Here is a 15,753-nt window from a genome sequence, read left to right on the forward strand (position 1 = left end):
TTAATTTGTTGGTAAGAATTGATAATTATCATAAACCAGTTTTGCTCGTTTTCCTGTTTGTCCATCGAGGAACTTAATTACTCCTTTGTCATTAATTACATTAAAAAAGTGCCCCAAATTTTTTCCATCTTTAATACCAAAGATAATTCCTCTTTTACCCGGTTCTAAATCTTCAACAAGTTTATTTAAGTTTTTGTTCCAACCTGTAAACTTAGCATTAAATTCTTTTTCTAACACGTCTGGAAATGTACCTTTATCAAAAGAAGCATAATTTTGCATTCTTCCATTTTTCCATCTCCTTTGTATAGTATAAGGAAGTGCAGATGCTGGTCTTCCCGCAAGCATTGCATCTGTAGCTATAGCTGTATTGGCACAATTGAATCTTCCTTCCTTAAGATTAATTTTCCAAATAGCAAATAATTTCTTATTTGCTCCTCCTGCTTTTTCTGATACATTAAATAAGTCTTCTATTAATTCATCAATCTGTTTTGCTTCATCCACATTCTTGGCAGAATTTCTGATATCATCTTCATGTTCCAGAATTTCTTTGGCGCTTTTCCTCAATCCATTATGGATAGCGACGCTCAGTTCTCCGGATAAAGATAATAATTCCAGCCAAAATAAATATTCAGATAATGACTTACTCCAAGCAGCATCTCGTGCTCCGGAAAGTTTCAGTAAGGTGTTTACTGTACCACTCGTAATTTCTACTACAGCTGCCGTTGCTGCTACAGCCTTTCTTACATTGGCTACAGCTCTTCCTGCTTTACTTACAAAGCTAAGCTTTTCTGCTTTTGCTGCAAATTTTACCAGATATCTGAATTTTCCAATGTTCCCAACTCCGGAGACGGTGGTTAGAATATCTGCGGCATACTCTGCAGTTGTTATGACGTTACTCCAGAATTGCTTCTCATGATTAGCTTTTAGCATAAAGGCAGGGACAACAGAATCCAGTTTCAGTTCTGTTTCCTGGTTTTCAATATCTTTGAGATAAATAGGGTAGAAAGGATGATACCAGAATTGATCTATAATTGGGACCTGTGTAGGTACCAAATTATCTGTTTTCAAGCCTGGCCTCATTTCAGTGGTGGTTTTCCCCGTATCGTATAATGTTTTTAATAACCTTCCTTTTTGCTGATGGGTATCAAAAGTCATACTTACATTGCTGAAATAAAACCCAAGAGCTTTTTCAGAAGAATAAGGAAGGAATAAAAGTCCGTCCGTAGTTGCAAATTCAGGATTTTTTTCTGTATCAGGATAAATGAATCTTGATTTTTTCCATACCTGCTGATAAGTTTTGCAAATTCAATGAAATTATCTCCATTGATCCTGTCATAAATAAATTCAAACTTGGAAATATTTTTGTCGCCGTCTTTTATTCTTTCAAGGAACCAATTCATGAGTTTCACTTCCTGTCCTTCTTTTTGCAGAATAATTTTTATGAGTTTTATAAAAATATTTTCTTCGGCAAGATTTCTTGTATTGGTAAGGCTGTCTCTACTCATCGCCATTTCCATAAGGGTCCATAGGAAGTTCTCGTTAAACATTGCTGCTACAGACTCAGGCAAGTAGAACAGGGTTTTCATGGCATCATAGTAAGCAAGGGTGCTTTTACTTTTGATGCTGTCTTCTATTTTATGAATAACCTGATTCATAAACTGATCTCTGAAAGAATCTCTCTGGGGATTGCTGTTTTCTCCTTTTTGTAAAGAAAATCCTTCGCTAAACAAAGTCTGATCTAAGAAAGTCAGTATTCCGCCAATACTTGTGAATTTTAATATAATGGAGCATTCATCGTCGGGCAGAAGGAATTTTGGTCTATATCCTTTTTCATAATATCTGTATTTGAGGATGAAGTTTTTCAGTCCGTATTCTATCTGAAGAAAGGGAATCAAAGTCATTCTGCCTTCTTTCTCGGATTTAAGAACCTGAACTTTCTTCTCCGGATTGTTCCATATATATTGTGCGTCGTCAAATAAGATTTTTATAATTTTCCCAAAAGCTGTCACATGATCAGTGTAATCATAAGTGTAGGTGTCACTTTCTATATCTTTCAGATATTTTCCGTTAGGATCATAATATATATTGTCTGGGAAAATGGTTACTGCTTTTAAACTTTCAGCATAAATGACGACTAAGTTTTTAACAGTATCATAAATATATGAGCTTGTTCCAAATTCTATAGGAAATTCTATAAGCCATTCATCAGGTATCGTTTCTGTCGTTTCATCTAAAAGGTTGACATATTCTCCTGTGAATTTTTTTACATAATATTTATTGTTTCCATTGTCTTTCAACAGATAAATTGCTTCAGCATGATGGTTATCAAGGATACCGAAAATTCGTTTGTATTTACTAAAATCTGTTTCGAAAGTATTTTTATTGACATTATAAGCTTCACCATCATCTAAAGTTGTTAAAAGAACTTCGGTGGGAGGGAGCGCGTTTTGCGCGGCTTCTTCAGATCTTCGATAGAGTCTGAGAAATTCAATTATTTGTTCGAAATCAGCCATTATCGTTGGTTTTAGAGTTTATGAACGATAATTCATTCTCGGGAAAGATCATCGTAAGTTTATTGTTGGAATAATGTTCTTTTATCGTTTTTTCATCCAATACGAGAAGATCCACATAGTAATCTTGATCAATTAGAACATAAGCGTTTTTAAGTTTACATTTAGCCTGTACTAAAACATCCCAGTCTTTTCCTTCCAGAGTATCCCATTCATCAAAAGGAACTCGGCCTCTGCTTCCGAAAAGAAATATTTTCTCAACAGCAGTAATATCATCAATCTTTTCCTTTAAGGTTGTGAGGATATAAGGCAGCACTTGATCGTGCTGCCAAATAGCCTCGAGTTTTACTCGACTCATGGTTTGTATGTTTTTAGAGAATTAAATTAAGAATCTTGATAGAGACAGCTTTTCAGTATATTCTTGAGATTCAACGAGCCTATCATCTTTGTCGAAAAGTCGGTTTGATGAACCTGTGAAGAAATCATCAGCAAATTTTAGGAAATTAATTCCATCCGTTGTAAAAGCTAATGTATCCGACATTTCTGAATAAGGAGGTTTTACAAATTTGAAGTTCTTGATTTTGTCTATATCTACTCGAATGGTAACTCCATTTTCTGGGTTGGCAAATGCTTCAATACCCTCTATTTTGGAAAGGCCAGCAGCCAAATCGCCATAAAGCTTCACCAAAGAATCTGTTTTAGCCCATTTTGCATCTCTTACGACTTCAATGGTTTGTCCCATACATTCATATTTTCTGGGAAATTCACCTGCATTATCAAGATCACCAACGGTTCTATAAGAAGCCGTACTATCTAACTGTTTTAGTGAGAATTGGATCTGCTTAGTACTTGATTTAGTTCCCATTAAAGAATTATCTTTTACGAAATTACTTTCAGTGACCACATCTCCCGGAACTTCAAATTCGTTAGGATCTTCAGCCGTGAAAGGTAAAGCGTGACCTACTTTTAAGCCGATGCTTTCTGCCTGTAGAATGTTTAATGGAGTTGGAAGCCTTGTAATCCAAGCTTTTCCTTGTTTTACTCCTTTAGGCTGTTTCATTTCATCGACAATAGACATATAAAGTGAATCTCCAATTACTGGTACTTCACCGCCATTCCAGATTTTTCCAGTTGCCATATAGAACTGTACCGCATCTTCAAATCCTGGACGAACTGTGGCAACAACTCTTGCCATACCACTTTGTAAGAATGCTCTGAACAGAGGATCTACATCTTCAGCCTGGTAAAGGTTTGCCCATTCTGTTTTGTTAGCCCAATAATAAGGATACAGATAATAAGAAAGGTTCTCCCATTCGAAGGCCTGTTCCATGAATTTCAGGAAGGCTGTATATTTATCCAATGTTGAAGAAAGATCTGTCTCATAGTCTGTAAATGTACTTCCTGTAGTTAATCCTGCCATACCATATCCGTGGGTAGAATTGGCAGCTCTGTTGATCATATAGGAGATACAGTTTTTACGAAGGACCGTATTTTCGATTTGACGGTAGAATCCAGGGTTGGTTCCTTTGATCTGAATACCGTTTGCTTTTTCTTCTGCTATTTTTTGTTCATAAATCGCTAATGCTTTTTCATAGCTGTCAATAATCGCTTTGAATGTCTTCTGTAACCACGCGTTTCTTGCTTCAGGAGTCAATTCAAGGTTTAGTTTTAAAGTTCCCTGCATAATTGGACTTTCTCCGGTAGCAAAACTAAATTCCAATTTATTTTTGATATTTAGCGTTGTAGTTGTTCCGCTTATCTGAGTGCTGTTTGGTGAACTAATCCAGTTTGTTCCCTGTCCTCCAATAGTCATGAAAGCCTGGTGAGCTCCTTTGAAACCGTGTGGATAAGTCTGGAAAGTATAGTCAACAGTTTTCAATAAATATCCTTCTGGAACTTCTACGTCTCCGTTTCCATTGACGATCTGAACTTTGTCATCATCTTTTCCTCCGAAGTTTCCGTCACGCCCACTGAATGATTTACTGATCGCAAAAGTTTCTGCAGGTCTTTCATCAATTTCGGCGTTATATTTACTCACCCAGTGTTTTAAGGTTGCATCGTTATTTAAAGAAGCGTAATTCTCCATGGTAAGAGTGCTTGCTTTTCTTGGATCTTCAGGTTTTACAAGATCACTTTTTGTTGGAGAGCTATCCAATGTCATTCCTAATGTATGAAGTTTGGCTGGTTGAGGAACCATAAATTCAAACATCAGACGTTTTCCATAGTTGTAGATCTGGTTTTTCATGAGTTTATCTACCCAACGGAAAACTCCTACAACGTGTTTGTCTCCTTTCGTGTTATCAAATCCGTGTTTGTTGTTTTCTTCAAACTCTTCAATGATTTTTTCAATTCTTTCTTCATGAACTTTAGTCACCACTCTGTCTAATGCTCTTGCGGTAATATCCTGTGCCTGAGTTACAGCCTGTCTTGTACTTTCCTCTTTAGAAGAATGATTGGCATATCCTCCCGCAACTCCAGTACTAAATGAAGCTCCGCCAGTCATTTCCCATTTGGCATCAAAGTGTGCCTGTACATTGGTATCTTTGGATTCCTGAAGCATTTTGGCGATTTCACTCTGCATTTCAAATCTTGTTGCAGTCGTTGTATCCGTAAGCTTTTCTCTTTCAGTGTCTGAGGAAGTAGTGCTTGTGTTTTCGCTTCTTCTTAATCTTCTGGTCGCTTTTTCACGATATTCACGTGCCATTACATTTTCGATGTGGGCAACTTCTCCTTCTACGTAGGCATGGGTCGTTTGCTCTACTTTAAGATAATCTGCAATACCGATCTGCTTGAATCCGAATCCTGAAGGGATGTAAGAATCATCTGGCTGCTCCTCAACAGGATCTTTAACTTCATTTACCAATTCAAAAGATGAAGTGTAGCAAGATTTCATCGTGATAATCCTTGGCTGGAAAGTTGTTACTTTACCATTGGTGAATGTAATTTTAACATCCATTGTAAAGTTTTCCGTTTGAGTGATGTATACACCATCTGTTGTAGGACTTGCTAATAATTTACTTAAAAAGATTTTATTTCCGACACGGCTTTTTTCAAAATAAGTTCCGGAAATAGGGCCTGCGTTGGTATAAAAAGTATAGCTCATGCTGGCTACATTCCAGGAAGCATCAGGTACATCAAGAGATAAATCCAGAGATGTAAATCTCATGATAAATTTTGGACATAGCTGATAGGTAAAAGGAATTGTTTCTACTCTTGAAACAGGAAGAATAACTCCACCAATGCTGGTGTAGGCTTCAGAATTATCCATCATATTATCCAGAATGATTCTATTGGCCTTTTCAGAGGCATTTGAGATAAGATCTTTCACTTCATTGAAGGTATTTCTGCCTGCCAATAAGCTGTCGATCATTCCGCTATTATCAATTCTTCCTTTGTCTCTCCCTGAAAAATCATAGTCTAAAAGAGATAGCACGGTATCAACACTATCTGGTTTTAAAGTGTTTGCAAGTGTTTTTCCATCAATTTCAGAACGGAATGAGAAATCGAATTTATCAAGTTTTGGATAAGGAATTTCTTCTGGTCTCTGGCAAGGGTCTAGTGGATTATAAGGCTGATCAGGTTTTCTGATTTCGCAGAATTTTCTTCTTGCTTCTTCTACACGAGCATAATAATCATCAATAATATTTTGATTGGCGTTATTGTACTCTTTTTCTTCAGATTTATATTGTTTCTCATATTCTTTCTTGTATTGTGTTTCAATAAGAGAAAGTTCTTTAGTTAAGACGTTGTATCTGCTCAATAAGGCTTGGGCTTCCTGGATTTTTTGTTGCTTTTCCATATAAGCCGAAGGCGCAGTTTCTTCTCCAGACTCTTTTTCTGCCATTTTTGAAGCAAGACCAATTGGATTCGTATTGGGAGTGTCCAGCATCAGTTCTCTTGGAATTACTACTCTTGCTGACAAAAGATCTCTAACATCTTCTTCATTGTAGGTTACTTGATTAGGTTGAAGAGTGTGTGCTGCAAGTAGAATCTGCATCAACCCTTCTTTTACATAGAAATCCTTTTGAGTGACAATCTGATAAATTAAATTATTCCATAAATTGACAAGGTTAGGAAAAGCGTAAGAGGAAGAGATTGTTACTTGTCTTATTTTTTCATTAAGTTGGTTCTGAGTACAGGTATCTTTGTTTTTAGTAAGCCATAAAGCATAGTCATACACTACCGCATGTACTTGTTTCAAAGTTTGAGCATTTGGAATAAAATTGCTGTTTTGCTTATAAAGCTCGGCTCTTTCCTTCAGCACTCTTTGTTTAGAACCAGAATTGGCTACTACAGGTTTATAGAAAGAATCGTCATTTTTTAAGCTATCTGGAATTCTGATGAATTTTTTATATTCTTTCTTTTCATCAGGTAATTGCGGGCTTCTCAGGTTTACAAATCTAAAAAGTGTTTGTGATGGAGTGTTATCAGCAGATGAGCCAGCTGCTTTGTTTTCAGTATTGTCCATTTTGTAATTTTGTTGTGTGTTAATTAAGATTGATTTGAAATTTCTTTTCAATAGAGTTTTTTCTTGATTTTGCCTTATTTTTTTCGGTGGTTTCTGGCAAGAGATATCCACCTTTGGTTTCAATTTCCAACTTCATATGTTTATATTCTGTATATATTTTCAGACATAGTTCTGGCTGTCCAACATTTTGTGAATGGTGAATTCAAAGGTGCTGAGAAAGTATAATGAGACTGTGTATATTATAGAGACTATAAAGGTAAAGTCGGACAGCGCCAGAACTTGTCGTGTTTTAAATTTTTTATTTTATAATGAGTCTTCTTCCAGGATATCATTATCAAAATCTTCTCGAAAGAAGTTTTCAATGTCGTTCAGATAGTTTTCATAGTCTATCTCTGCATTTTCAATGTCGCTCCATTCTATAGTATAGAGATCTTCATCGAAGAGGGGATCTGTTTTTTGATGGGGAGTTTCCATAGTATGTGTTGTGAGATTTTGGTTATAGTTTGAACATATTTCATGCTGTTCAACATGGGTGAATGGTGAATTCAAAGGCGTTTTAAAAGTTTTTAGATTGTTATTTTGTGTCTTTTTTGATACTCCAAAGATAGTGGAGCGAAGCGTCAAAACTTGACGTGTTAAAAAATGTTTTTCATTTTTTTAATATAATCTTTAAAGCTTATATGATGGCTTTATAAGGTTAAAAGCTTATATTTTATTTTTGATGAGTTTCTGGACAATTTGATTCAATGTCTCTCTGTTGTCATCAATATAGCTCAGGCCTGCCTGGATTAGGTTTTCAATATTGGATCTTCTTACGTTATCCATTGCCGGAGAGGCATTTTTAAGAGAAGGATTCAGTCGGATATAGTTCTTCTGATTTCTAAGTCCCAGGGTCTGAAACATTTGTCCCAATTGATAATCTACTGTTTCGGCATTGGCAGACATTAAGATATCAATTATTGGACTTACCCAACCTATTTTCCCAGCTTTTTCCAATCTTTTAAAAGGATAGGGACGTGCTTCAATTCCTGTTCCTATGGAAACAATGATCATGTCATTTACACCGGGATGATTCGCTTTCTGATGATTTTTCAATACTTCTGCGAAAGGGATCTTTCTTGCTTCTGCATAGGCACATAATGCAGGATTATTAGCAAACATTCCCCCATCAATCAAACTGAATATCTGCCCGTACATGGATTTGATCTGAACCGGACTGAAATAAGTAGGTGCCGCAGAAGTAGCTCTGCAGACATCTTTTACATAGAAATTATCAGTGCTGAGGTTCGCTTCCCATGAGTTGAAAAGTTTTGCTCTTCTGTTTTCTATATCATAACTTGTTATTAGACATGGTTTTATTAATTCCTTTAACTCTAAATTTCCAAAAAAATCATTTAAATTTTTCTCAAGAGCTTCCTGAGAAATTCTTTCATTCAGTAATCCGAATGGATTCACCAGTTTTTCCCAAAAAGAAACCTGGAAGATGTCGCCGCCCTTTTCCGCATACAGCTCTAACCCTTTCTGGATAGAATATTTTGCTTTTCGGGTTTCATCGGGACATAGAATAATAGAAGCAATCAGACCTCCTGTACTGCTACCTGCCACAAGATCAAAATAATCCCCCAGTTTAGCTGTGGGTTTATCATGATACTGTAGCTGCTCTTCTATGTAGCGCAGAATAATGCAGGTAATAATTCCCCTTATTCCACCCCCGTCCAAAGAAAGAATGGTTGTCTTTTTCATGTGATATTTTTATAGTTTTTTAAAAGGGTACATGCGATGTTAAAATCTTTAAAATCAAAGAATTGATGAGGAAAGTATTCTGATTTTGTGCTGAGATTTTATCGTTTTTTTGTTGTTTTCTTCTAAAGCAAAGATAGGACTGGGAAGCGACAGAAGTTGTCGTGTTATAAAGAATTTTAAAGAATTTTGTTAAAAATAAGTTGCTTTTAATCAGTGTTTTATATTTTTGGTTGATTTTTTATTTTTGAGAATATATATCCCCAACTACCTTGAATTTGGATAGCTCTTTTACTTGCCATAATTCGAAAGATTATTTCTTTAAGCAATTTTTCCTTTTGATAAATAATGAGGAATCACTCTTACAATTCTTTACAGGAAATAAACGCCACACTAGTGAAATTTTAAAATATCACATAGCCTTCTTTGTCTCTTGGCATCTTCAAAAGTGTTCTCCAGCTTGTTTTTACCAGCCCTTTTTTAGAAGGAATTGTCTTTTTTTCAAAATGAGGAAGATCTTTGAAGGTTTTCCAGTTTCCACCCCAGTCCCAGCCATGTCTGGCAAAAATTTTCACACATTCATACCAATCGGCAACCTTATCATTGTCCCAGTCTTTTGCCGTATCCCAACTTGGGGTCTTTCCATCGATCATAAGACAGATATCTACAGCCAATCCATAGTTGTGAATGCTTTGTCCTGCCTTTGCGTTGGTTACTTTTTTTCCAGAGGTAATTCTTCCGATTGCGTATAACTTTTCCTGCTCCTCAAAAGACCTTAATCCCTGGGTAATCCTAATCTTTGCCCGCCCGGTAAGAGCTTCATCACACTCTTTTATAATCTGTTTAACTTCCTCTCTTATTATTGGGTGAAGTTTCTGAATTCGCTCTAATGTTACTTTATCCATAATTTTTACTGTTATAAAGCAAAAATACATCACAAAAGCGACGAAACTTGACGTGTTTTAATTGAAATTTTAAACATTATTAAGAGAGTCTAAAATCAAAAAAAATCAAAAAAAATGATTTTTAACTTTTAAAAATCAAATAGAAGTAGTAAATATGATTGATAAAAAACACAATATTACATGCATACGATTTTACCATTCTTTCTGGCCATGATTGCGGCTATTGTTTTATTGAATATGTGGGCTACAAAACTGAAAATAGCCTATCCGATTCTACTGGTCGTATTTGGATTACTCGTTAGTTTTGTCCCCGGCTTGCCGGTTGTGAAGATCAATCCGGATCTTATCTTTTTCATATTCTTACCACCCTTGTTATTTGAAGCGGCCTGGTCTATATCTTTTAAAGAAATGAGGCGTTGGTGGCGTATCATTGGAAGCTTTGCTTTTCTGGTTGTTTTTTTCACAGCCCTGGCTGTGGCGATAGCAGCTAATCATTTTATTCCCGGATTTTCTATTGCATTAGGTTTTTTGCTGGGTGGAATTGTTTCTCCTCCGGATGCGGTAAGCACAGGAGCCATTATGAAATTCGTGAAAATTCCTACCACAACTGCAGCCATTCTTGAAGGAGAAAGTTTACTGAATGATGCTTCTTCTCTTATTATTTTTCGCTTTGCCCTCATTGCCGTAGGAACCGGACAATTTGTTTGGCAGGAAGCTTCCCTGGATTTTGTTTGGATGGTGATAGGAGGAGCCGGAATAGGCCTTCTACTGGGCTGGATTTTTGTACAAATACACAAACGCCTTCCTACAGATGCTTCTTCTGATATTGCATTAACGCTCATTGAACCTTATCTGATGTACTGGGTTGCAGAGCAGGTTCACTGCTCCGGAGTGCTTGCTGTAGTATGTGGAGGATTGTATATGTCGAATAAGCGGATGATATTTTTAAACAGCACCAGCCGCATAAGAGGGTATAGTGTCTGGGAAAGTTTTGTTTTTATTTTGAACGGTATTGTATTTTTAATCATTGGGCTGGAGCTTCCTGAAATTGTCGGAGGTCTCCGTTCAGAAGGAATTCCGTTAGGAATTGCCATCAAGTATGGAGTGTGGGTTACCGGAATTCTTATTGCTGCCCGTATTATAAGCTCATATGCTGCAATGGTTGCTACGTTGATCTTTCGGCGAAGTGTGGCTCCCAGAGCATCCTCGTTCAGAAGAAGATTAATGATGCCGCTTTTATTGGGATGGACGGGGATGAGAGGAGTTGTTTCTTTAGCCGCAGCTCTTGCTATTCCTATTACTCTGGAAGATGGAACTCCTTTTCCCAATCGAAACCTTATTCTCTTCATTACTTTTGTAGTTATTCTGCTTACGCTTTTGGTTCAGGGACTTACCTTGCCTTATTTTATAAAGTATGGCCATGCATTTGATGATTTTATAGATGATGAAAAAGAAAAGAAGGCCAAGCAGGAAGTAAAACAAAAGCTGAAACAGCACGTTTATCATTTCCTTAAAAATAAGCATGAAAGCGAACTAAACAGTCACGCCGGTATGGAGCGGATATTGAAACACTGGGAAGAAAAAAATCAGGCCAACAATACAGATTGGATGGATGACAATGTCCGCAATACTCTTTTTGAAATGTTGGAAAGCCAAAGACAGTTTTTGCTAGAGCTCAATAAAGACATTACGGTGAATGAAGAGATCATACGCCATCAGTTATATCAAATTGATCTGGAGGAAGAACGTTTAAAAATGATTTAATTTTTCGCTGAACTATCATCCTTCAAGCGAGCCTATTAACAGGTTTTTGAATGCTAAATTAGAATACTAATGCGACAAAACTTGTCGCATTAAATAATTTTTTTGTTTCCTGTACACTAGAAGCCAAACCCGTTGTGGTTCTTGCTAACGACGACAGTCGCATCGTGTCCCCGAAGTAAAGAAGGAAAAGATCTTGAGATTCCGATGGCAGCACCGGTATTCAAATACAAAGATCTCTTTCAGAAGAAAATAATGTCAAAAGCTTTTTCTGCCAAATTTGAGTTGTACAATTATAAAAGCCAGCAGGTCATTAGTATTGCTGAATCCTATGTTTTAGAATATGAAATTTATAGTATTGATGAACTATTTCTTGATCTGACAGGATATAAATACATAGATATGTATCGATACTGCCTTACCATCAAAGAAGATATTCCGCAAAAAGAAAATATTCCTGTAAGTATAGGTATTGTACCCACTAAAACTTTATGTAAAGTTTCCGGAAAAGTTTAATGGTGTACATATTCTGGGTAGCCCTGGAAAATTGGAAAAGCCTTGAAATGGCTTAATATAGAAGATGTATGAGGATTGGTAGAAAGCTTGCTGCCAAAATGAAAGCCAATGGAGTGTACAGAGCCCGGGATATTCTATGGGTAAGAAAAATGATGAGAATTCATGGGGTAAGAGTGATCGATGAACTGAAGAGAGTTCGTCAGCCGGAACTTAATAAACCACCTCCCAAAAAATCAATTGCGGAGGACAGAAACGTGCTCAAAAAGAAGAGGTTCGGGACTCTGGATTTCCATACTATATCTAGCTGTATCTCCCAATATGCAGAGTTTCAGAACTAATTCAAAATATTTTCTCTATATAAATAGTTGTTAAGTTTAAAAAGTGTAATTTGGCTTTTTTGAAAAACTATATGTATATGGTGTAAGTTTCTAATTATAATCAGATCCCAGATAAATTAGATTTTGTACACCAACAATATATTCCCGATTGTTTACATATTTAATTAAAAAACACACACAATAGAATGAAAAATAAATTATTAATTGGCTTATCTGCCATGTTTTCAGGGATTCTTTATTCCCAGCAATATGATGACTGGAGGTCCCAGTTTGTAAAATGGAATCTGGGGGCAGGTTATACAGTTGGCAATCTTACTGATAAAAAGAATGGAGAAAATAAATGGATAAATAAATATACAGCTAATATATCAGTAGATGTCGCGCTTTCTAAGATATTTTATTTTGATGATGGCGAACTTTATCTGCAGCCTTACTTTGAAGTTTCCTTACCGGTTAAAAACTCGTATACAGAAGATCTGAAGTTTGTAACTTATGCCGGAGGTGCCCATTTTAAAAAATATCTGAGCCAAAATTTCAAAAAAGGAAAATTTTATCTGCTTCTGGGAGGTAAGTTTGAATATGTGGTATGGACATTAGATTATAACAATGGCCGACAATATCATTCCACAAAGCTGGATTATGTTTTGAATGGCGGTGGAGGGTTTACAATTTCAGACCGTACAGAGGTTTTTGTTCTCTATTCCAGAGGATTTGGAAATGCTTATGTAGTTACAGACTTTGAAGACACTAATAACTTAACTTCTTTTTCAGTTGGGATAAGATTTGCGTTCCTGAAAAACTGGTGGTTCAGTAAGTAAGCAGTTTTCTTCAGGTTAAAATTGAAAATCAAAAATAAAATGTCTTTTCCTACAGGTAATGCATAAAATCGGTTTATTTGAAATCAAAAGAAGCTATTAAAAATGGACGATGTAGAGAGTCCCTTTGTTTGGTGGAATGGGAAATCTTTTGAATTGATCATGTAAGATAGGTTCGGACATATTTGTGGTGAAGAAGGAGGGGGAATATATGCGTTTTCCTGTGACGGGATCAACTGGGAGCTTTAAAGCATACTCAAAAAAATGAAATGGAGTGACGATACTGAAACGCTTCAGGCTAATTTCGAGAGCCCGTTTTTATTATTTAAAGATGGAAAACTTACCCACCTTGTTGTTGCTACGGGTAGTGGGAATGGTTCGTATAGTTTTGACCGTACATGGAATATGGTAATTCCCTTAAAACAACAGAATAGTTTAACACGTATGAAAAGTTTAAAGAATGTACTGCTTCGTTACTGTGATTTTTCGTCTAATGAACTTGAACTGTTTTTTAGCTATTGTCAGAGAAAAGATCTGAAAAGGGATTTTTTATTTTTGAGAAAGGGACAGAAATCTGATGTTTTAGTTTTTATCGAAAGTGGCATGCTAAGCATTTTTATGGACAATGATGATGAATAAATGTGGGGATCTGAATATTATGATTTAATTTACTTCGACTTGATATAAAAAAGCTTTTTATTTTATAGTGGAAACTTTATCATCGAGTTTTCGAATATCACCTCTCAATTCCAAAAACATATCCTTCAAATTATAATTGTCAAAATTCTCTGGTTCAAAATCTTCAGGAAATATACCGGAAGCATATTGCCAGATTTCCACAATTTCTTCTAAAGGAATATCATAAGGTTTGTAAAATGAGTTGTCAGCAGCAACAGTTATTGATTTTGTATTTCTGGAGGTAAATCTTTTGTAAGAAATACCATCATTCAAAGTCACAAAAACATAACTTTTACCCGGTTTCAGATCATCGAAATTTTCAACATATTTTCCGATAATGTAAGAACCGTCTTTAAAAGGAGGCATAGAATCTCCCAGGGCCGGAAAAGCGCGGTACTTTCCATTCGTTAAAAAAGGAAGTGTGATTCTTTGCAGTCCTTCAATATATTCCGGGTCACCATAGCCGGATAGATAACCCATTGATGCTTTTTGAGGAACGATCTCGATGCTGTTGTTTCCTAATTGATCTACCACAACAGGTAAGACAATTCGGTTATCAGGAAGTTTCAGAATATCTTCCAATGGGTACTTTCTGATATCAACGGTAAGAAGCAAATCAATACTTATATTGAAGTACTTCGAAATCTTTATTAAAACTTCGTAGGGTGCTTCTGATCGGCCACTTTCGTATTTGGAGTACCGATCTCTGCTGATGATAAGAATATCATTGGCAAAAGCATGTTGGGATAGACCTCGCTTACCTCTCAAAAACCTGATATTATCTGCAAAAGTTGACATTGGGACAATTTGTACCAACAAAGATAGTTTATTTGGGACAAATAGTCTCTAATTTTGTATCGTGAACCGTGCAATTGTACATATGGATCTGGATACATTTTTTGTATCCTGTGAGAGACGTAATAACGCTCAGCTTGATGGAATTCCCTTGATTATAGGAGGTGGAGACCGTGGAGTAGTAGCCTCGTGCTCCTATGAAGCCAGAAGGTTTGGAGTCCGTTCTGCAATGCCAATCCGTATGGCATTGAGGCTTTGCCCGGATGCAAAAGTCATCCGTGGCGATCATGAATTGTATTCCAATTTATCCCATACAGTCACTGAAATTATTCAGGAAAAAGTACCTGTAATGGAAAAAGCGAGCATTGATGAATTTTATCTGGATTTATCAGGAATGGATAAATTTTTTGGATGCTATCAATGGACTCAGGAAATTGCAGCAGCAGTAAAAAAAGAAGCCGGACTTCCTATAAGTTTTGCCTTATCTACCAATAAAACCGTCTCGAAAATTGGAACAGGAGAATCGAAGCCTTTAGGAAGGTTAGAGATTAAAGAATTGGAAGTACAGCCATTTTTAAATCCTTTATCCATCAAAAAAATTCCAATGGTAGGTGACAAGACCTTTCAGTTGTTATCAAGAATCGGGATCCGGACCATTCATACCTTATCTGAAATGCCGGTGCTGGTGCTTCAGCAAATGATAGGAGTCAACGGGAAAGAACTTTGGAAAAAGGCGAATGGGATTGATGAAAATCCTGTAATTCCTTATTCAGAAAGAAAGTCGATTTCAACGGAAAGAACATTTACAAATGATACGATGGATATCATGGAACTGAAAAGACTGATATCAGGAATGGCGGAGCAGTTGGCTTATCAATTAAGACAGGAGAAATGGCTGACTTCAACAGTGGTCGTAAAGATTCGGTATGCCAATTTCGATACGGAAACAAAGCAGCATAAGATAGCTTACACTTCAGCGGATCATACGCTTTCGAGAGTGGCATTGGAACTTTTCAATCAGGTATATACAAGAAGGATGAGGTTAAGATTGGTTGGATTGCGGTTTACCGGACTTGTTCATGGTAACCATCAGATGAATCTGTTTGAAGATACGGAAGAGCAGATGAGCTTATACCAAACGATGGATTATTTGAAGAATCGGTTTGGCACTGATGCAGTCGGTAGAGCATCCGGTTTTGATTTTGGAAAATAACGTATAAAATTTCT

The 15,753-nt window shown here is 36.4% G+C and carries 14 protein-coding genes; 6 read left to right on the forward strand and 8 right to left on the reverse strand.

What is annotated here, in order from left to right:
• The 7 genes from ACQ76T_RS14910 to ACQ76T_RS14940 form a co-directional block, all read right to left on the reverse strand.
• Complete coding sequence (locus ACQ76T_RS14910; RefSeq protein ID WP_431344089.1) at positions 1-1,155, reverse strand: toxin glutamine deamidase domain-containing protein; 1,155 nt, start codon at positions 1,153-1,155, stop codon at positions 1-3.
• 2 nt (positions 1,156-1,157) lie between these two features.
• Positions 1,158-2,513, reverse strand: coding sequence for a hypothetical protein (locus tag ACQ76T_RS14915; protein WP_431344090.1), 1,356 nt, complete (start codon positions 2,511-2,513; stop codon positions 1,158-1,160).
• Positions 2,506-2,868 carry a hypothetical protein gene (locus tag ACQ76T_RS14920; RefSeq protein ID WP_431344091.1) on the reverse strand — a complete coding sequence of 121 codons (363 nt, stop codon included), beginning with the start codon at positions 2,866-2,868 and terminating at the stop codon, positions 2,506-2,508. Before ACQ76T_RS14920 ends, ACQ76T_RS14915 begins: the two co-directional genes overlap by 8 nt.
• 21 nt (positions 2,869-2,889) lie before the next feature.
• The gene (locus ACQ76T_RS14925) at positions 2,890-6,978 is read right to left on the reverse strand and encodes a hypothetical protein (protein ID WP_431344092.1); all 4,089 of its coding nucleotides are present in this window, start codon (positions 6,976-6,978) and stop codon (positions 2,890-2,892) included.
• A 303-nt stretch (positions 6,979-7,281) separates the two neighbouring features.
• Positions 7,282-7,527: a hypothetical protein gene (locus ACQ76T_RS14930; protein ID WP_431344093.1), complete on the reverse strand. Its 246-nt coding sequence runs from the start codon at positions 7,525-7,527 to the stop codon at positions 7,282-7,284.
• Between the two features lie 156 nt (positions 7,528-7,683).
• Positions 7,684-8,721, reverse strand: a complete 1,038-nt coding sequence (locus ACQ76T_RS14935; protein WP_431344094.1) for a patatin-like phospholipase family protein — start codon at positions 8,719-8,721, stop codon at positions 7,684-7,686.
• Positions 8,722-9,122: 401 nt separating this feature from the next.
• Positions 9,123-9,623 carry a M15 family metallopeptidase gene (locus ACQ76T_RS14940; RefSeq protein ID WP_431344095.1) on the reverse strand — a complete coding sequence of 167 codons (501 nt, stop codon included), beginning with the start codon at positions 9,621-9,623 and terminating at the stop codon, positions 9,123-9,125.
• 180 nt (positions 9,624-9,803) lie between these two features.
• Between ACQ76T_RS14940 and ACQ76T_RS14945 the strand changes: the two genes are divergently transcribed.
• The 5 genes from ACQ76T_RS14945 to ACQ76T_RS14965 all read left to right on the forward strand — a co-directional run bounded on the left by ACQ76T_RS14945 (position 9,804) and on the right by ACQ76T_RS14965 (position 13,692).
• Positions 9,804-11,387 carry a Na+/H+ antiporter gene (locus ACQ76T_RS14945; protein WP_431344096.1) on the forward strand — a complete coding sequence of 528 codons (1,584 nt, stop codon included), beginning with the start codon at positions 9,804-9,806 and terminating at the stop codon, positions 11,385-11,387.
• 141 nt (positions 11,388-11,528) lie between these two features.
• Entirely contained in the window at positions 11,529-11,900 is a 372-nt protein-coding gene (locus ACQ76T_RS14950; protein WP_431344097.1) for a hypothetical protein, read from the forward strand.
• Between the two features lie 68 nt (positions 11,901-11,968).
• Positions 11,969-12,238, forward strand: a complete 270-nt coding sequence (locus ACQ76T_RS14955) for a hypothetical protein (protein WP_431344098.1) — start codon at positions 11,969-11,971, stop codon at positions 12,236-12,238.
• A 185-nt stretch (positions 12,239-12,423) separates the two neighbouring features.
• Complete coding sequence (locus ACQ76T_RS14960) at positions 12,424-13,056, forward strand: hypothetical protein (protein WP_431344099.1); 633 nt, start codon at positions 12,424-12,426, stop codon at positions 13,054-13,056.
• 261 nt (positions 13,057-13,317) lie between these two features.
• Entirely contained in the window at positions 13,318-13,692 is a 375-nt protein-coding gene (locus ACQ76T_RS14965) for a hypothetical protein (RefSeq protein WP_431344100.1), read from the forward strand.
• Positions 13,693-13,749: 57 nt separating this feature from the next.
• Here ACQ76T_RS14965 and ACQ76T_RS14970 read toward each other — a convergent pair whose 3' ends face one another.
• On the reverse strand, positions 13,750-14,529 hold the full coding sequence (locus tag ACQ76T_RS14970) for an XRE family transcriptional regulator (RefSeq protein WP_431344101.1): 780 nt from the start codon (positions 14,527-14,529) through the stop codon (positions 13,750-13,752).
• Between the two features lie 61 nt (positions 14,530-14,590).
• On the opposite strand from ACQ76T_RS14970, the gene dinB reads away from it, so the two are divergent.
• Positions 14,591-15,739, forward strand: coding sequence for a DNA polymerase IV (gene dinB / locus ACQ76T_RS14975; protein ID WP_431344102.1), 1,149 nt, complete (start codon positions 14,591-14,593; stop codon positions 15,737-15,739).
• Positions 15,740-15,753: the final 14 nt, after the last annotated feature.

The sequence above is a fragment of the Chryseobacterium sp. JK1 genome, from assembly GCF_050632815.1.
In the GTDB taxonomy this organism is placed as follows: domain Bacteria; phylum Bacteroidota; class Bacteroidia; order Flavobacteriales; family Weeksellaceae; genus Chryseobacterium.